The organism is Streptomyces sp. NPDC048416, from assembly GCF_043200435.1.
Classification (GTDB): Bacteria; Actinomycetota; Actinomycetes; order Streptomycetales; family Streptomycetaceae; genus Streptomyces.
The window spans coordinates 243,253-259,982 of record NZ_JBICXU010000003.1 but is presented as its reverse complement, the minus strand read 5'-3'; the positions used below and the strand labels follow the sequence as shown (position 1 = coordinate 259,982).

At 71.9% G+C, this 16,730-nt stretch carries 15 protein-coding genes; 5 read left to right on the top strand and 10 right to left on the bottom strand.

The window, feature by feature from the left end:
• Positions 1-46: 46 nt before the first annotated feature.
• Genes ACGFW5_RS05910 through ACGFW5_RS05890 form a run of 5 tightly spaced genes read right to left on the bottom strand, consistent with a single transcriptional unit; the run spans position 47 to position 5,273 of the window.
• Entirely contained in the window at positions 47-931 is an 885-nt protein-coding gene (locus tag ACGFW5_RS05910; protein ID WP_393832941.1) for a glycosyltransferase family 2 protein, read from the bottom strand.
• The gene (locus tag ACGFW5_RS05905) at positions 928-1,707 is read right to left on the bottom strand and encodes a CDP-alcohol phosphatidyltransferase family protein (protein ID WP_393832940.1); all 780 of its coding nucleotides are present in this window, start codon (positions 1,705-1,707) and stop codon (positions 928-930) included. The genes ACGFW5_RS05910 and ACGFW5_RS05905 overlap by 4 nt, the downstream gene beginning before the upstream one ends.
• The gene (locus ACGFW5_RS05900; protein ID WP_393832939.1) at positions 1,685-2,746 is read right to left on the bottom strand and encodes an iron-containing alcohol dehydrogenase family protein; all 1,062 of its coding nucleotides are present in this window, start codon (positions 2,744-2,746) and stop codon (positions 1,685-1,687) included. The genes ACGFW5_RS05905 and ACGFW5_RS05900 overlap by 23 nt, the downstream gene beginning before the upstream one ends.
• Entirely contained in the window at positions 2,734-3,471 is a 738-nt protein-coding gene (locus tag ACGFW5_RS05895) for a sugar phosphate nucleotidyltransferase (protein ID WP_393832938.1), read from the bottom strand. The genes ACGFW5_RS05900 and ACGFW5_RS05895 overlap by 13 nt, the downstream gene beginning before the upstream one ends.
• Positions 3,468-5,273, bottom strand: a complete 1,806-nt coding sequence (locus ACGFW5_RS05890; protein WP_393833085.1) for a DUF5941 domain-containing protein — start codon at positions 5,271-5,273, stop codon at positions 3,468-3,470. Before ACGFW5_RS05890 ends, ACGFW5_RS05895 begins: the two co-directional genes overlap by 4 nt.
• A gap of 413 nt (positions 5,274-5,686) precedes the next feature.
• On the opposite strand from ACGFW5_RS05890, the gene ACGFW5_RS05885 reads away from it, so the two are divergent.
• Positions 5,687-6,628, top strand: a complete 942-nt coding sequence (locus ACGFW5_RS05885; RefSeq protein ID WP_393832937.1) for a cation diffusion facilitator family transporter — start codon at positions 5,687-5,689, stop codon at positions 6,626-6,628.
• A 116-nt stretch (positions 6,629-6,744) separates the two neighbouring features.
• Positions 6,745-7,350 carry an isopentenyl-diphosphate Delta-isomerase gene (idi, locus tag ACGFW5_RS05880; RefSeq protein WP_393832936.1) on the top strand — a complete coding sequence of 202 codons (606 nt, stop codon included), beginning with the start codon at positions 6,745-6,747 and terminating at the stop codon, positions 7,348-7,350.
• Here the strand turns inward: idi and ACGFW5_RS05875 are convergent.
• Both ACGFW5_RS05875 and ACGFW5_RS05870 read right to left on the bottom strand, forming a co-directional pair.
• Complete coding sequence (locus ACGFW5_RS05875) at positions 7,325-7,825, bottom strand: ATP-binding protein (RefSeq protein WP_393832935.1); 501 nt, start codon at positions 7,823-7,825, stop codon at positions 7,325-7,327. The two genes, idi and ACGFW5_RS05875, sit on opposite strands and share 26 nt — an antisense overlap.
• 134 nt (positions 7,826-7,959) lie before the next feature.
• Entirely contained in the window at positions 7,960-8,664 is a 705-nt protein-coding gene (locus ACGFW5_RS05870) for an HdeD family acid-resistance protein (protein ID WP_393832934.1), read from the bottom strand.
• A gap of 74 nt (positions 8,665-8,738) precedes the next feature.
• Between ACGFW5_RS05870 and ACGFW5_RS05865 the strand changes: the two genes are divergently transcribed.
• Positions 8,739-9,506: an enoyl-CoA hydratase/isomerase family protein gene (locus ACGFW5_RS05865; protein ID WP_393832933.1), complete on the top strand. Its 768-nt coding sequence runs from the start codon at positions 8,739-8,741 to the stop codon at positions 9,504-9,506.
• Here ACGFW5_RS05865 and ACGFW5_RS05860 read toward each other — a convergent pair.
• On the bottom strand, positions 9,478-10,116 hold the full coding sequence (locus tag ACGFW5_RS05860) for a DJ-1/PfpI family protein (RefSeq protein WP_393832932.1): 639 nt from the start codon (positions 10,114-10,116) through the stop codon (positions 9,478-9,480). The genes ACGFW5_RS05865 and ACGFW5_RS05860 overlap by 29 nt on opposite strands.
• Before the next feature lie 113 nt (positions 10,117-10,229).
• Positions 10,230-11,192: a GlxA family transcriptional regulator gene (locus tag ACGFW5_RS05855; protein ID WP_393832931.1), complete on the bottom strand. Its 963-nt coding sequence runs from the start codon at positions 11,190-11,192 to the stop codon at positions 10,230-10,232.
• Positions 11,193-11,313: 121 nt separating this feature from the next.
• Between ACGFW5_RS05855 and ACGFW5_RS05850 the strand changes: the two genes are divergently transcribed.
• Together ACGFW5_RS05850 and ACGFW5_RS05845 are read left to right on the top strand one after the other, a co-directional pair.
• Complete coding sequence (locus ACGFW5_RS05850) at positions 11,314-12,177, top strand: hypothetical protein (protein ID WP_393832930.1); 864 nt, start codon at positions 11,314-11,316, stop codon at positions 12,175-12,177.
• Between the two features lie 66 nt (positions 12,178-12,243).
• On the top strand, positions 12,244-14,727 hold the full coding sequence (locus tag ACGFW5_RS05845; RefSeq protein ID WP_393832929.1) for a Tex family protein: 2,484 nt from the start codon (positions 12,244-12,246) through the stop codon (positions 14,725-14,727).
• 154 nt (positions 14,728-14,881) lie between these two features.
• On the opposite strand, the gene ACGFW5_RS05840 is transcribed toward ACGFW5_RS05845, so the two are convergent.
• Positions 14,882-16,519, bottom strand: coding sequence for an ABC-F family ATP-binding cassette domain-containing protein (locus ACGFW5_RS05840; protein ID WP_393832928.1), 1,638 nt, complete (start codon positions 16,517-16,519; stop codon positions 14,882-14,884).
• Between the last annotated feature and the right edge of the window lie 211 nt (positions 16,520-16,730).

The following is a 16,730-nucleotide window of genomic DNA, read 5'->3' as shown; positions in this document are numbered from 1 at the left end:
AACTTTCGTGTTCAAGAAGTACGCCCGATGGTCGCGGAGCCGGCTCTCAGATGACGGGGGGACGGCCCAGCCGGGTGAGCTTGAAGACCGTACGCCACTTCATGGGGCGGCGGGGTCCGCAGGGCGTCGACCAGCCCTCCTTGAAGCCGCCGAACCAGGCCTTGAGCGCCGGACCCGAGGGCTTGCGGGCCAGGGTCAGGAGCAGCCAGACGCCGAGGTAGACCGGGACGAGCGGGGCCGGCAGATTGCGCCGGGCCAGCCAGACCCGGTTGCGGGCCACCATCCGGTGGTAGACCGCGTGCCGGGACGGGGCGGTCGTCGGGTGGTGCAGGACCATGTCCGCGCGGTAGTCGATCATCCAGCCGGCGTCGAGTGCCCGCCAGGCGAGGTCGGTCTCCTCATGGGCGTAGAAGAACTCCTCGGGCAGCGCGCCGACCTCGGCGAACACCTGGGTGCGCACGGCGTTGGCGCCACCGAGGAAGGTCGTCACGCGCGAGGAACGCAACGGGTCGGCGGCGCGCAGCCTCGGCACGTGGCGGCGCTGGGTGGCGCCCGTCTCGGGGTCGGCGATCCGGAAGCTGATGATGCCGAGCTCCGGGTCCTGCGCGAAGGCCTGCCGGCACAGTTCGGCGGTGTCCGCGTTGGGCAGCGAGCCGTCGTCGTCGAGGAAGAGCAGCACGTCCATCTCGGCGCCCGAGGGACCGAACGCCTCGATGCCGACGTTGCGCCCGCCGGGAATGCCCAGGTTCTCCGGCAGCTCCACGGTGCGTACGCCGTCGGGGACGTCGGGGACCGGGGCGCCGTTGCCGACGACCACGACCTCGACCCGGTCGCCGTCCTGCTTCGCCACCGATGCGAGCAGCGCGCGCAGTTCGGCGGGCCGGTTGCCCATGGTGATGACGACCGCGCCGACCTTCATCGGGGCGCTCACTTCAGCCTGCTGGAGGCCAGGACGGACACGAGGTGCAGCAGCGTCTGGAGGAGCGCGATGCCGGCGAGCACCGCGACGCCCAGGCGCGAGAAGTACAGGTCGCCCCGTACCTGGTCCACGATCGCGAGGACCAGGATCAGCAGCGACGCCTCGATGCCGAGGACGAGCCGGTGGAACTTCAGCGCGGCCGCGGCCCTGCGGGCGAGCGCCATGCCCAAGGAGCGCGGCGTGGCGGCCGCGTCCTTGACCTGGGGCAGCCCCGCCTGGTGGCGGGCGACGCCGACGAGGTCGGTCTCGGCCTTGATCAGGATCGCGCCGAGCGCGGCGAGCGTGCCGAGGAAGGCCCACAGCCAGTCGATGCGGCCGGGGCCCCACAGATCGGCGGCGCGCAGGCCGAAGCCGACCAGGACAGCCGCGTCGCACAGATAGGCGCCGACCCGGTCCAGGTAGACGCCGGACAGCGAGAACTGCTTCTTCCAGCGGGCCACTTCGCCGTCGACGCAGTCGAGCAGCAGGTAGCCCTGGACGGCGATGACACCGAGGACGGCGCCCCAGACGCCCGGCACCAGCAGGGCCGGCGCGGCGAGGACACCGCTGAGCGTCATCAGGTAGGTCAGCTGGTTCGGCGTGACCTTCGTGGTGACCAGGCGGCGGGTGATGCGCAACGAGATCTCGCGCATGTACAGGCGGCCGCCCCAGTGCTCTCCGCTGACCCGGTCCTTGACGCCCGCCGGGTGCACGACCGGGCGGAGTTCAGCTACGGATGGTCTTGGCATAGTCGGCGTACGCGTCCCTGATCTGATCGGTGGACAGGTCGAGGTGTTCCAGGATGGTGTAGCGGCCGGGGCGGGTCTGCGGGGCGAACTCGACGGCCTGGACGAACTCGTCCACGCTGAAGCCGATCTCCTCGGTCGTCACCGGCAGGGCGTGCCTGCGCAGCACCTCGGCCATGAGGGCGGACGCGTCCTTCGCGCCGCGCAGGTGCATCGCGAACGCGGCACCCAGACCGCACTGCTCGCCGTGGCTGGCGGCGCGCTGCGGGAAGAGCAGGTCGAAGGCGTGGCTGATCTCGTGGCAGGCGCCGGAGGAGGGCCGACTGTCGCCGCTGATCGACATGGCGATCCCGGACATCACCAGGCCCTCGGAGAGCGTGACGAGGAAGTCGTCGTCGCCGACGGTGCCGGGGTGGCGCAGGACCGCCTCGCCGGCGCTGCGCGCCATGGCGGCGGCCAGGCCGTCGACGTGCTCGCCGGTCTCGCGGTGCGAGAGCTCCCAGTCCGCGATGGCGGACAGGTTGGAGATCGCGTCACCGATGCCCGAGCGCACGAAGCGCGCGGGCGCCTCCCGGATCACGTCCAGGTCGATGAGGATCGCCAGCGGGGTCGGCACCCCGTAGGAGCCGCGCCCGTTGTCGTTGTCGAGCGTGGAGATCGGCGAGCAGATGCCGTCGTGCGAGAGGTTCGTGGCGACCGCGACCATCGGAAGCCCGACCCGGGCCGCCGCGTACTTGGTCACGTCGATGATCTTCCCGCCGCCGAGCGCCACGACCGCGTCGTAGCGCTTGCCGCGCATCTGGTCGGCGAGGGTGACCGCCGCGTCGATGGTGCCGCCGTCGACCGCGTACCACTCTGCGCCCGGCAGGAGCGGGGCGAACTGCTCGCGCAGCTTCTGTCCCGATCCCCCGCTGACCGCGATCGCCAGGTTGCCGTTGGCGGAGATCCGCTGATCGGCGAGGACGACGGCGAGGTCGTCCAGGGCACCGCGGCGGATGTCGACGACGACGGGTGAGGGGATCAGCCGCGTCAGTACTGGCACGCGATCTCACGGCCCTTCGCCAGGTCGTCGTGGTTGTCGATCTCGACCCACGAGACCTCGCCGATGGGGGCGACGTCCACCGTGAAGCCGCGGTTGACGAGCTCCTGGTAGCCGTCCTCGTAGTAGAGGTCGGGGTCGCGCTCGAAGGTGGCCTTCAGGGCGTCGGCGAGCTCTTCGGCGGCCTCGGCCTCGATGAGCGTGACGCCGATGTACTCGCCGGTGGCGCTCGCCGGGTCCATCAGCTTGGTGATGCGCTGGACACCCTTGCCCTCGGCGGTGATGACCTTCATCTCCTCGTCGGCGAGGGACTTCACCGTGTCGAGGGCGAGGATGATCCTCCGGCCCTCGCCGCGCGCGGCCAGCAGGGTCTTCTCGACGGAGACGGGGTGCACGGTGTCGCCGTTGGCGAGGATCACACCGCGCTTGAGGACGTCACGGGCGCACCACAGGGAGTAGGCGTTGTTCCACTCCTCGGCCTTGTCGTTGTCGATCAGCGTGATCGTGACGCCGTACGCGGCCTCAAGGGCCTCCTTGCGGGCGTACACGGCTTCCTTGCGGTAGCCCACGACGACGGCGACCTCGGTGAGGCCGACCTCGGCGAAGTTCTTCAGCGCGATGTCCAGGACGGTGGTGTCACCGTCGACAGGCACGAGGGCCTTCGGGAGCGTGTCGGTGTAGGGGCGCAGACGCCGTCCGGCACCGGCTGCCAGAACAAGGCCAATCATGCTGTCTCTCCTTCGTCATGTACGGCTGGTGCTCCGGAGGACACCCAGAACCGGATGGACTCCACGAGCACCACGAGCGCGACGGCCGCCGCGAGGGCGGTGAGCGCCAGGGTGAAGTCTGTGCCCCGCGTGGCGAGGACGGCGGCGAGCACCGCCACCACGAGCGTGCGGCCCTCGTGGCCGCCGATCACCCGCACCAGCCACGCCGGGGGCGCGCCCGAGCCGCCCTTGATGCGGTAGACGGTGTCGTAGTGATGGTAGGCGACCGCGGACACGAGCCCGAAGGCCGCGGGAAGGGCCCCGTCCACGTCCGAGCGGGCCGCGAGGACCAGCACGGTGCAGTACTCGGCCACCCGGAAGAGTGGCGGTGCGAGCCAGTCGAGGGCGCCCTTGAGGGGGGCGGCCACGGCGAGGCCGGACAGGATCGCGTAGAAGACGGCCGCGATGATCATCTGGCGGCTGCCGACCGGCTGGGTCAGGGCGGTGGCGATCAGGGCGGCGGCGCCGACGGCCGCGACCACGGGGGCGCCCGGGATCCGCGGCGCCTTCGCCGCGATCAGCTGCGCCAGGGGTCCGCTGTCGGCGAGCTCGGCCAGCGCGCGGGCTGCCCGGTCGGTGCGGGTGGCGCGGCGGGTCAGGGAACGCAGGACACGGCCGGCGGTGGTGTAGCAGGCGGCGAAGGCGCAGCCGATGAGCAGCGCGTAGAAGACGATGCGGGGCGTGGTGACGGCGGTGAGCACGGCGATCATCGCCCAGCGCTCGCCGATCGGCAGCACGATCATGCGGCGCACCCAGACCGTCCAGCCGACCGAGTCGAGCCGGTCGGAGAGGGCGGCGGTGGGGCTGGTGTTCGTGGTGGCGTCGGTCCCCACGACATGGGCCTCGTTGTAGGAGAAGTCCACGACGTGCCGGCAGGTCTGGAGCACCATCGCGCCGAGCGCGAGCGCCCATACGTCGTCGCCGCCCCGGGCGGCCCCGAGGGCGAGGCCCGCGTAGTAGGCGTACTCCTTGGCCCGGTCGAACGTGGCGTCGAGCCAGGCGCCCATCGTCGAGTACTGGAGCGAGTAGCGGGCGAGCTGCCCGTCGGTGCAGTCCAGGACGAAGGAGAGGATCAGCAGCGCTCCGGCCGCGATGTAGCCGCCGCGGGTCCCGGTCGCCGCGCAGCCGGCCGCGATCAGGGCGGTGATCAGCGAGGCGGTGGTGACCTGGTTGGGGGTCAGTTGCCGGCGGGCGCACCAGCGCGCGAGGTAGCGCGAGTAGGGGCTGATGAAGTGGGTGGTGAAGAAGCCGTCGCGGGACTTGACGGCGTTGCGCAGGCGTACGGCCTCGTCGTCGACCGCGGCGACGGCCCGCGCCGCCTCCGCGGCGGCGGCCTCGTCCGCGGGAACGGTCGCCACCAGTGAGCCGAGTTCGGGGTGGTGCACCGCTACGCCGTCGGTCTCGATGGCCGCGGCGATGTCGTCGGTGAGCACGGAGGCCGTGCACACCGGTGTCGCGGGCGCGGGAGCGCCGTGGGCCAGGGCCCGGGTGAGCGCGGGGCGGGCCTCGGCCTGGACGGTGAGAGCCCCGGCCACCGAGGCCGCGGGGAAGCGGGGGTCGGTCAGCGCCAGGCGCAGCGCGTGGACGTGGCCCAGGAAGCGCGGGTCGACCAGGGCGACGCGCTCACCGGCCGGCACCTCGGCGAGCAGGCGGGGCAGGTCGTCGGGGAGGAAGGCGTTCTGTACCTCGAAACCCAGCGCGCGCAGATCGGGTCCGAGCTGCGATCCGGGCACCGGCGGGCCGGTAAGGATGGCGGTCGACAGACGAATTCACTCCTTGCGACTGACATGGCTGAAGTCCAACGGCCCGGCCCGGCACGGGGGCGGGCGGCACGTCGGCAGAGGCTATCGGATGCACGGAAGCGGGAATTCACTGGCCGTTCACGCCCGATGGGGCCCGGCAGCTCCCGTGGACGGGAGGCCGCGATCATCATGGTCGATCAAGGGCGCCGCCCACAAACCGCCTGCGGGCGGCGGGCAGAAGGCCCGGCGGGCGGACCGCACGGCGGGTCCGGCACAGGAATTCCTGCAAGGCTCTGACCTGCCAGCATTTCCGCAGGTCAGAGCACATGACAACGGTGTTCAGTCCCGTGTTGCCCCCGCCCCGCGCGCGTAGTTCACTGGCCCCTCGTACATCGGCATGCACATGCAGCGCGACGGATCTGGGAGGGCCTTCCATGGGGGCTGGGCACGACCACGGACACACACACGGCGGACCGCCGCCGACGGGCACCGCGGCGGCCGCCTACCGGGGACGGCTGCGGATCGCGCTCGCCATCACACTGACCGTGATGGCCGTGGAGATCGTCGGCGGTCTCCTGGCGGACTCCCTCGCGCTCGTCGCGGATGCGGCGCACATGGCGACGGACGGTCTCGGCCTGGCGATGGCGCTGCTCGCCATCCACTTCGCCAACCGTCCGGCCGGGGGCAACCGCACCTACGGGTACGCCCGCGCCGAGATCCTGGCCGCGCTCGTCAACTGCATGCTGCTGCTCGGGGTGGGCGGCTGCATCCTGTACGAGGCGGTCACGCGGTTCATCGAGCCGGCCGGCACGGCGGGTGGCACCGCCGTCGTCTTCGGCCTGATCGGCCTGGTCGCGAACTCGGTCTCGCTCTGCCTTCTGATGAAGGGGCAGCAGGAGAGCCTGAACGTGCGCGGCGCCTTCCTCGAAGTGCTCTCCGACGCGCTCGGCTCGGGGGCCGTGGTGGTGGCCGGCCTGGTCATCATGGGCACCGGCTGGCAGGCGGCCGACCCGATCGCCTCCCTGGTGATCGGCCTGATGATCGTGCCGAGGACCGTCAAGCTGCTGCGCGAGACCCTGAACGTGCTCCTCGAATCGGCTCCCCCGGGGGTCGACATGGCTCAGGTGCGCTCCCACATCGTGGACCTTCCGGGCGTCGAGGACGTGCACGACCTCCACGCCTGGACGATCACCTCGGGCATGCCCGTGCTCTCGGCGCACGTGGTGGTCAGCCAGGAGGTCCTGGACTCGGTGGGGCACGAGAAGCTGCTGCACGAGTTGCAGGGGTGCCTGGGCGATCACTTCGACGTGGAGCACTGCACCTTCCAGCTGGAGCCTGGCGGCCACGCCGAGCACGAGGCGAGGCTCTGCCACTGACGCCGGACGGTTCCCGGGCCGCCGTGCGGGGCAGGACATGCGGATGCCGGCCAATGGCGGACACACCGTCTTCGTACGGCAGACTGGGCAGCCGAGGACCGAAGCGAAGGATGGTTATGCCGAGCACACCAGCCACCACGGCGAACAACTCGTCGACCGGGACCACGGGCGCCGCACCGGACATCATGCTCGAACTCGTCGACGAGAGCGGCAACACCATCGGAACCGCGGAGAAGCTCTCCGCGCACCAGGCGCCCGGGCAGCTGCACCGGGCGTTCTCCGTCTTCCTCTTCGACGCCTCGGGCCGGCTGCTGCTCCAGCGCCGGGCGCTCGGCAAGTACCACTCCCCCGGCGTGTGGTCCAACACCTGCTGCGGACACCCCTATCCCGGCGAGTCCCCGTTCGCCGCGGCCGCCCGGCGCACGTACGAGGAGCTGGGCATCGCGCCGACGCTGCTCGCCGAGGCGGGCACGGTGCGCTACAACCACCCGGACCCGGCGTCGGGTCTGGTGGAGCAGGAGTACAACCACCTGTTCGTGGGACTGGCACAGTCGTCGGCGCTGCGGCCCGACCCGGAGGAGATCGACGAGACCGCGTTCGTGACGCCGGGCGAGCTGGCCGAGCAGCACGCGCGCGTCCCGTTCTCGGCGTGGTTCATGACGGTGCTGGACGCGGCGCGGCCCGCGATCAAGGAGCTCACGGGGCCCGGCGCGGGCTGGTGATCCCCGGCAGGGGGGCCAGCGGGAGAGCGGCCCACACGATCTTTCCGCCGTTCGCGGTCTGCTCGACGTCGCACACCCCGCCGGCCTCCTCGGTGATCTCGCGGACCAGGAGCAGCCCTCGGCCGCCGGTCTGGCCGTAGTCCGCCTCCAGGGCCTTGGGCCGGTAGGGGTGGTTGTCCTCCACGGACACCCGGATCCACTCCGCCCCGATGGCCACCTCGACCGCGACCTGCGGCGAGAGCAGTGCCGCGTGCCGGACCGCGTTGGTGACCAGCTCCGAGACGATCAGGAGCAGGCCCTGGACGAGGTCGTCGTGGGCCGGTACGCCCTGGCGCCGCAGCAGGTCGCGCACCGCGTGCCGGGCCTGCGGGACGGAGACGTCGACGGCGGGAGCGGTGAAGCGCCACACGCCTTCGTACGACTGCCCTCTGGCCGGAGCGGCGGGTTCGGGCGGGAGGCCCCCGCGGATCTCCATGTTCCGGCACCCACCCTTGCGGCTCGACGGCACGTCCACTGCTGATGAGTGTCCGGAGTGCGCGGGTCAGGACCGGCCGACTGAACAGAAGTCAGCATCTATCGGCGTTTTTTGACGTGTCGCGCCAGAGAAAGTCATCGTTGCGTCGGGTTCTGATCACCATCTGAGGGCTTTGCCATGGCTTGCGGGGGTGTCGGAGACATCGGAGGTGTGCGCTTCGCGGCCTCGGGCGCGGCCACCGCGTCACTCACGAGAGTGACGATTCTGCGCCCGCCCACCCCGATGGCGATCAGACCCAGCCCGTCGAACAGAAGGGCGAGCGAGAAGAAGCAGCCGATCACGTACCTGCTGTTGCTCGGCCAGCTCGCAAGCACCAGGACGCCCAGGAGCACCCCGAACGCCCCCTGCACCAGCGTCCAGCCGAACTGCGGCCCGCGCACCACCACGCTGCCCGCGAGCCGGAAGACCCCACCGGTCAGGAACAGCAGGGCGGCGAACATCGTGAGCGCTTCGGCGCTGCCCTCGGGGCGGCGGACGATGACGACGCCCGCGGCCAGGTTCAGCGCGGCGACCACGACGGCGAGCCAGAAGAATCCGGAGCCGCGCGACTGGATCGCGTGCGCGAGACCGACGATGCCGCCGATGAGCAGCAGCCAGCCGAAGAGCAGCATGGTGGTGAGGGTGGCGAACTCGGTGTAGCCGAGGCCCACGAGACCGGCCACGACCAAAATCGCGCCGAGCAGGGCGAGCAGACCAAAGCTCCGGCTCAGCCTTCTGCCTTCGCGCCCGGCATCGTGCCTGCCGTCCTCACGTTCGGCGTTCCGCCTGGGTCCGGCCATCAGCGTCTCCTCACGATCCGCGTGCGACCCCCCTTGCGATCATAGGGAGCGGGTGCCCGGATAGCATCCGGCCCATGCAGCCGCAGCTACAGCAGAGCCTGGCCGAGGGCGTCGCGACCGTCGTGATCAGCAACCCCGCCAAGCGCAATGCGATGACGTGCGCGATGTGGCGGGCGCTGCCCCCGCTGCTCGACGAGCTGGCCGCCGATCCGGACGTACGGGCACTGGTGCTCACCGGAGCCGGGGACACGTTCTGCGCGGGCGCGGACATCTCCTCGCTGCGCGAGCCCGGCGAGGACCCGAGGGCGCTCGCGGTGGGGGCCGAGGAAGCGCTCGCGGCCTTCCCGAAACCGACGCTCGCCGCGGTGCGCGGCCACTGCGTGGGCGGCGGAAGTCAGCTCGCGGCCGCCTGCGATCTGCGGTTCGCGCAGGAGGGCGCGCTGTTCGGCGTGACACCCGCGAAACTCGGCATCGTCTATCCGGCGTCCTCCACCCGGCGCCTGGCCTGCCTGGTGGGCCCCGCAACCGCCAAGTACCTGTTGTTCTCGGGCGAGTTGATCGACAGCGAACGGGCACTGCGCACCGGGCTCGTGGACGAGGTGCTGCCGTCGGGCCAACTGGGCGTGCGGGTGCGGGAGTTCACCCGCGTCCTGGTGTCGCGTTCGCAGCTCACGCAGGCGGCCGCCAAGGAATTCGCCGACGGCAGGGACGACCGGGACCACCACTGGGCGGAGCGTGAGCGCGCCAGCGCCGACCCGGCGGAGGGGATCGCCGCCTTCCTGGAACGCCGGCCCCCTCGCTTCACCTGGCACCTCAGTCCCGGGGGAATCCGTTCGACCTGAACTGCTCCACCAGGTCGGCGGGCGCCTTGTGCGGCGAGCCCGCGTCGTAGGGCGGTTGCGGGTCGTACGCCATGAGCAGCTGGACGGCCTGGGCGTAACGGTCCCCTGCGATCGCCCCGAGCAGGGTGAGCCCCATGTCGATGCCGGCCGAGACTCCGGCCGCGGTGACGTACTTGCGGTCGACGACGACCCGCTGCTCACTCGCGCTCACGCCGAACGCGGCGAGCTGGTCCAGGGCGAGCCAGTGCGAGGTCGCGCGGCGTCCCTTCAGGAGGCCCGCCGCGCCGAGCAGCAGGGAGCCGGTGCCCACCGAGGCGGTCCAGGTGGAGGCGACGTCGGCGGTGCGCAGCCAGTCGAGGAGCGGCCCGCCGCGCAGATGCGGTTCGACCGCGCCGGGCGGGCCGCCCGGCACCACCACGATGTCGGGCCGCAGCACATGGGCGAAGGGCTTCTCCGCCACCAGGCTCAGGCTGCCGTTGTCGTTGCGCACCGGACCCGCCTGCTCGGCGACGAACACGCTCTCGGCGCCGGGGAGCCGGCTCAGGGCCTCGTACGGGCCCACCGCGTCCAGCGCGGTGAAGCCGGGGTACAGGACGACGGCGATCAGCATGGGTGCCCTTCATCGAGAGAGCGGCGGAAGGTGCGGGGGCAGGGGCGGCGCTCGGCGGCGGCTCCGGGGTCAGCGGCCGTCCGCGCTTCCCTGCGCGATTGCGCGCGCGGGAGTCAGGCGGAGGCGGGGCGGAAGCGGCGCCGGTACTCGGCAGGGGCGGCGCCCAGGGTCTTGACGAAGGCGCGCCGCATCGCCTCGGGGGTGCCGTATCCGGCCGCCCGTGAGACCTCGCGCACCCCGTCCAAGGTCTCCTCCAGAAGACGCCGGGCGTGTTCCAGACGGACCCGCTCGACGTAGCGGCCGGGCGTGGTGCCGGTTTCGGCGTGGAAGGCACGCGCGAAGTGGCGCGGCGAAAGTCTGGCGCGCCGGGCCAGGGCCTCCACACAGAGATCGTCGTCCGGATGCTCGGTGATCCACTGCTGGAGTTCGCGCAGGGGTTCCCGGCGGGCCGTCTGCGCGGCGAGCTGGGCGCTGAACTGGGCCTGGTTGCCCGGGCGGCGCAGGAACACCACCAGGATGCGGGCGACGGCCAGCGCGGCGTCCCTGCCGTGGTCCTCCTCGACCAACGCAAGCGCGAGGTCGATTCCCGCGGTGACCCCGGCGGAGGTGGCGATTCGGCCGTCCCGCACGAAGATCGGGTCCGCTTCGACCCGCACCGCGGGGTAGCGGTCCGCCATCGTGTCGCAGGCCGCCCAGTGCGTGGTGGCCCGGTGTCCGTCCAGGAGTCCCGCCTCGGCCAGGAGCAGCGAGCCGGTGCACACGGACACCAGCCGTTCGGCGCGCGGGCCGTTGACCCGCAGCCAGTCGACGAGGCCGGGCGCGGGGTGATGGGCGCCGTCGCCGCCCGGCACGAGCAGCACGTCCGGCTGTCCTGCGTCCGCGAGTGCGGCGTCGGCCATGAGGCGCAGGCCGCTGTGCGAGGTGACCGGCGCGCCGTCCAGGGAGGCGAAGCGCAGCCGGTAGGCGCCCCGGTCCCCCAGGACGCGGCCGGCCCCGGCGAACACCTCGGCGGGTCCCGTCACATCGAGACTCTGAACGCCGTCGAAGAGGACGACCAGGACGGAGCGCTGCGTCATGCCCCCATCCTTGGCCCCGCACCCGATGGCCGCAATGACGAGAATCCCACCTTTCCTGCCATCGGCAACGGATACGGCCCACCCCTTCACGACGTACCGACCAGTCGGTAACGTTCTGGTCATGAGCCCTCTCGCGCCGCAGGCCGCACGCCGCTGCCACAACCCCGTCAACGCGTTGCACTCCACGATCTACTTCTCGCCCGACCTCACCGGGGAACTCGCCGCCCTCGGCATCGAGGACCGCTCCGCCGCCTACTTCGCCGGGCGCGCGGCCGCGATGGGGGCCGTGGGGCCGGGTGTCGTGGCGGCCGCCTTCTACAACTTCAACCACGCCCTGATCGCCCGGCACCTGCCCGCGGTGTGGCGCACGGCCTCCCCCGAGGCCGTCCTGGCCGCACGCCTGCGCGCCGTCGACAGCACGCTGCGCCGGCTGCTCGGCGAGAAGACGATCGCCTCCGACGAGATGGCGCAGGCGGCCGAGCTCGCCCTGCGCGCCGCCGAGGGCTGCACCCGGCACGCCCGCCCCCTGTACGCCGCGCACGCCGACCTGCCCGTGCCCGAACAGCCTCACCTGGCCTACTGGCACGCGGCGACGCTGCTGCGCGAACACCGCGGCGACGGCCACCTCACGGCCCTGCTCGACCTCGGCCTCGACCCGCTGGAGGCCCTGGTCAGCCACACCGCGACGGGCAAGGGCATGGCGCCGCGCTGGGTGATCGCCACGCGCGGCTGGCAGGAGTCGGACTGGGACGCGGCCGCCGGACGGCTGCGTGAGCGCGGACTGCTCGACGCCGAGGGCGAGTTGACCGAGGCCGGCGTGGCCCTGCGCGCCGAGCTCGAAAACCGCACCGACCGGCTCGACCTCGCCCCTTACGAACACCTCGGCGACCAGGGCGTGGCCCGGCTCACCGAACTCGCCAGGGAATTCCTGACGACGGCCGCCCTGGCGGGCGGGTTTCCGGCCGACCTCGTCGGCAAGGGCTGATCGCCGATTGTCGGCGCCGCCTGCCACAATGGCGCCTCAAGCTCAGCGAGAAGGCGGTACGGCAACGTGACGACGTCCATCGAAGGCAGGATCGCCGAAGAACTCGGCGTACGGGAGCGGCAGGTGAAAGCCGCCGTCGAGCTGCTCGACGGCGGGTCCACCGTCCCCTTCATCGCGCGCTACCGCAAGGAAGCGACCGAGATGCTGGACGACGCCCAGCTGCGCACCCTTGAGGAACGCCTGCGCTATCTGCGGGAGCTGGAAGACCGGCGCGCGGCCGTCCTGGAGTCGGTACGCGAACAGGGCAAGCTCACCGACGCCCTCGAAGCCCAGATCCGGGGAGCCGACACCAAGGCCCGCCTGGAGGACATCTATCTGCCCTTCAAGCCCAAGCGCCGCACCAAGGCGCAGATCGCGCGCGAGGCAGGTCTCGAACCGCTCGCCGACGGCCTGCTCGGCGATCCGTCGGTGGACCCGCTCGTTGCGGCCGCCGCGTATGTGGACAGCGACAAGGGCGTCGCCGATCCGGCCGCCGCACTCGAAGGCGCCCGCGCCATCCTCGCCGAGCGGTTCTCGGAGGACGCCGACCTGATCGGCGAGCTGCGCGAGCGGATGTGGACCAAGGGCCGGCTCGCGGCGAAGGTCCGCGCCGGCAAGGAGGAGGCCGGCGCCAAGTTCGCCGACTACTTCGACTTCACCGAGCCGTTCACCGCGCTGCCCTCGCACCGGGTGCTCGCCATGCTGCGCGGCGAGAAGGAGGACGTCCTCGACCTCGTCCTGGAGCCCGAGGAGCCCTCGCAGGCGCCCGGCCCCTCCACGTACGAGAACATGGTGGCCCGCCGCTTCGGCGTCGCCGACCGCGGACGGCCCGGCGACAAGTGGCTGGGCGAGACGGTGCGTTGGGCCTGGCGCACCCGGATCCTGGTGCACCTCGGCATCGACCTGCGGCTGCGACTGCGTACGGCAGCCGAGGACGAGGCGGTCCGCGTCTTCGCCTCCAACCTGCGCGACCTGCTGCTCGCCGCCCCGGCGGGCACGCGCGCCACCCTCGGCCTCGACCCCGGCTTCCGCACGGGCGTCAAGGTGGCCGTCGTGGACGCGACGGGCAAGGTCGTGGCCACCGACGTCATCCACCCGCACGTCCCGGCGAACAAGTGGGACCAGGCGCTGGCGAAGCTGGCCGGGCTCTGCACGGAGCACGCGGTCGAGCTGATCGCCATCGGCAATGGCACGGCCTCCCGCGAGACGGACAAGCTCGCGGGTGAACTCATCGCCCAGCACCCGGAGTTGAACCTCGCCAAGGTGATGGTGTCGGAGGCCGGCGCGTCGGTGTACTCGGCTTCGGCGTTCGCCTCGCAGGAGTTCCCCGACATGGACGTGTCCCTGCGCGGCGCGGTCTCCATCGCCCGGCGTCTCCAGGATCCGCTCGCCGAGCTCGTGAAGATCGACCCGAAGTCGATCGGGGTGGGCCAGTACCAGCACGATCTGTCCGAGGTGAAGCTGTCGCGCTCGCTCGACGCGGTGGTCGAGGACTGTGTGAACGGTGTGGGCGTCGACGTCAACACCGCCTCGGCACCGCTGCTTTCGCGGGTGTCCGGCATCGGCTCGACCCTCGCCGAGAACATCGTGGCGCACCGCGACAGCAACGGCCCCTTCCGTTCCCGCAGGGCGCTGAAGGACGTGGCGCGGCTCGGACCCAAGGCGTACGAGCAGTGCGCGGGCTTCCTGCGGATCCGCAACGGCGAGGACCCGCTGGACGCCTCCAGCGTGCACCCCGAGGCGTACCCGGTGGTGCGGCGGATGGTGAAGACGGCCGGAAGCGAGGTCGCCTCCCTCATCGGCAACACCTCGGTGATCCGCTCGCTGCGGCCCGACGACTACGTGGACGAGACGTTCGGTCTGCCCACGGTCACCGACATCCTGCGCGAGCTGGAAAAGCCGGGCCGCGACCCGCGTCCGGCGTTCAAGACGGCCACCTTCAAGGAGGGCGTCGAGAAGATCGGCGACCTGGAGTCCGGGATGGTCCTGGAGGGCGTCGTCACCAATGTCGCCGCGTTCGGCGCGTTCATCGACATCGGCGTGCACCAGGACGGGCTCGCCCATGTCTCGGCGCTGTCGAAGACATTCGTGAAGGACCCGCGCGACGTGGTGAAGCCGGGCGACATCGTCAAGGTGAAGGTCCTTGACATCGACGTGCCGCGCAAGCGGATCTCGCTGACCCTGCGCCTCGACGACGACGCCTCGGCGCCGGGCGGCGCGCCCCGCCGGGAGCGGGGCGAGCGGGGCGGCCAGAACCAGAACGGGCAGGGCCAGAACGGGCAGGGCCAGAACGGGCAGGGTCCCAGCGGCGGACGTCCTCCGCGGCAGCGACAGGGCCAGGGACAGGGCCAGGGTCAGCCGCGTCGCACGGGCGGCGGCGAAGGCCGTGACGGCGGCCGCCAGAGTGGCGGCCAGGGCCGCAGCTCGGCGCCGGCCCCGGCGAACAGCGCCATGGCGGACGCCCTGCGCAAGGCGGGGCTTGTCGACCCGAAGGGCCGCGGCGGCCGCTGAGTCGACGGTTCGCCCGGTGTCCCGGGGCGCGGACCGTACGCCTCCTGGCGAGCGACCCGTGCCCCGGAACCCCGCACCGTCAGCGGCGCGTGCGCTCGGTCAGCGCTCGGTCGGCTCTTTGTCAGCTCTTTGTCAGTGTTCGGTCAGTGCTCGGTCAGTGCTCGATCAGCTTTCCGTCCGCGACTTCCAGGCGCCGAGTCGTGTGCACCGCGTCCAGCATGCGGCGGTCGTGGGTGACCAGGAGCAGCGTGCCGGTGTACGAGTCGAGCGCGGACTCCAACTGCTCGATCGCGGGCAGGTCCAGGTGGTTGGTCGGCTCGTCGAGCACGAGCAGGTTGACGCCACGGCCCTGGAGCAGGGCGAGGGCCGCCCGAGTGCGCTCGCCCGGCGAGAGCGAACCGGCCGGGCGCAGCACATGGTGCGCCTTGAGGCCGAACTTGGCGAGCAGGGTGCGGACCTCGGCGGGCTCCGTGTCGGGGACCGCCGCGCAGAACGCGTCCAGCAGCGCATCGTCCCCGAGGAACAGTCCGCGCGCCTGGTCGACCTCGCCGACCACGACCCCCGAGCCGAGCGTGGCATGGCCCGCGTCCAGCGGAAGCCGTCCGAGGAGAGCGGCCAGCAGGGTGGACTTGCCGGAACCGTTGGCGCCGGTGATGGCGACGCGGTCCGCCCAGTCGATCTGGAGCGAGACCGGCCCGAACGTGAAGGCCTCGCGGTGCACCTCGGCGTCCCGCAGGGAGGCCACGACAGCGCCGGAACGGGGCGCGGAGGCGATCTCCATCCGCAGCTCCCACTCCTTGCGGGGCTCCTCCACCACGTCAAGGCGCTCGATCATGCGCTGGGTCTGGCGCGCCTTGGAGGCTTGCTTCTCGCTGGACTCGCTGCGGAACTTCTTTCCGAGCTTGTCGCTGTCGGTGGCCTTGCGGCGGGCGTTCTTGACGCCCTTGTCCATCCAGGAGCGCTGCATCTGGGCGCGGCCTTCGAGGGCGGAGCGCTTGTCGGCGTACTCCTCGTAGTCGTCACGCGCGTGCCGTCGCGCGGTGTCGCGCTCTTCGAGGTAGGCCTCGTAGCCGCCGCCGTACAGGTTGATCTGCTGCTGGGCGAGGTCGAGTTCGAGGACCTTGGTGACGGTGCGGGCAAGGAACTCGCGGTCGTGGCTGACGACGACCGTTCCGGCCCGCAGACCCTTCACGAAGGCTTCGAGCCGTTCAAGGCCGTCCAGGTCGAGGTCATTGGTCGGCTCGTCGAGCAGGAAGACGTCGTAGCGGGACAGGAGCAGCGAAGCGAGTCCGGCGCGGGCGGCCTGGCCGCCGGAGAGCGCGGTCATCGGCTGGTCGAGGCCGGTGGTCAGACCGAGCGAGGCGGCGACCTCCTCGGCGCGTTCGTCCAGGTCGGCGCCGCCGAGCGCGAGCCAGCGCTCCAGACTGTCGGCGTAGGCGTCATCGGCGCCGGGCGCCCCGTCGACCAGCGCCTGCGTCGCGGCGTCCATCGTTTCCTGGGCCGCGGCGACGCCGGTGCGCCGCGCGAGGAAGGCGCGGATCGTCTCACCGGGGCGCCGGTCGGGCTCCTGCGGAAGGTGGCCGACGCTCGCACCGGGCGGCGAGAGCCGCAGCTCGCCCTCCTCGGGGGCGTCGAGCCCGGCGAGCAGGCGCAGCAGCGAGGATTTGCCGGCTCCGTTGGGTCCGACGAGGCCGATGACGTCACCGGGGGCGACCACCAGGTCGAGCCCGGCGAACAGGGTGCGGTCGCCGTGGCCGGCGGCGAGGTCCTTGGCGACGAGAGTTGCAGTCATGAGGTGACCGATCTTAAGGCGTCCCCCGGCCCGCCCCGACTCCCCGTCCGCCCGGTGGTCACGCCCGTGCCCCGCACCACCCTGCCCGGCCCGCCCCGACCGCCCGGTGGCCACGCCCGTGCCTCACCACCATGCCCTGGCAACACGCCCCGCCCGGGCAGCACGCCCCCACCGGGACGGTGCTCCCCCGCCCGGGCAGCACGCCCCCACC

Excerpts from the sequence above, each read along its gene's own strand:
- ACGFW5_RS05905 (WP_393832940.1), bottom strand. The coding sequence starts at position 1,707 with ATGCCAAGACCATCCGTAGCTGAACTCCGCCCGGTCGTGCACCCGGCG.
- ACGFW5_RS05895 (WP_393832938.1), bottom strand. The coding sequence starts at position 3,471 with ATGATTGGCCTTGTTCTGGCAGCCGGTGCCGGACGGCGTCTGCGCCCC.
- ACGFW5_RS05885 (WP_393832937.1), top strand. The coding sequence starts at position 5,687 with ATGGGGGCTGGGCACGACCACGGACACACACACGGCGGACCGCCGCCG.
- idi (WP_393832936.1), top strand. The coding sequence starts at position 6,745 with ATGCCGAGCACACCAGCCACCACGGCGAACAACTCGTCGACCGGGACC.
- ACGFW5_RS05875 (WP_393832935.1), bottom strand. The coding sequence starts at position 7,825 with ATGGAGATCCGCGGGGGCCTCCCGCCCGAACCCGCCGCTCCGGCCAGA.
- ACGFW5_RS05870 (WP_393832934.1), bottom strand. The coding sequence starts at position 8,664 with ATGGCCGGACCCAGGCGGAACGCCGAACGTGAGGACGGCAGGCACGAT.
- ACGFW5_RS05865 (WP_393832933.1), top strand. The coding sequence starts at position 8,739 with ATGCAGCCGCAGCTACAGCAGAGCCTGGCCGAGGGCGTCGCGACCGTC.
- ACGFW5_RS05860 (WP_393832932.1), bottom strand. The coding sequence starts at position 10,116 with ATGCTGATCGCCGTCGTCCTGTACCCCGGCTTCACCGCGCTGGACGCG.
- ACGFW5_RS05855 (WP_393832931.1), bottom strand. The coding sequence starts at position 11,192 with ATGACGCAGCGCTCCGTCCTGGTCGTCCTCTTCGACGGCGTTCAGAGT.
- ACGFW5_RS05850 (WP_393832930.1), top strand. The coding sequence starts at position 11,314 with ATGAGCCCTCTCGCGCCGCAGGCCGCACGCCGCTGCCACAACCCCGTC.
- ACGFW5_RS05840 (WP_393832928.1), bottom strand. The coding sequence starts at position 16,519 with ATGACTGCAACTCTCGTCGCCAAGGACCTCGCCGCCGGCCACGGCGAC.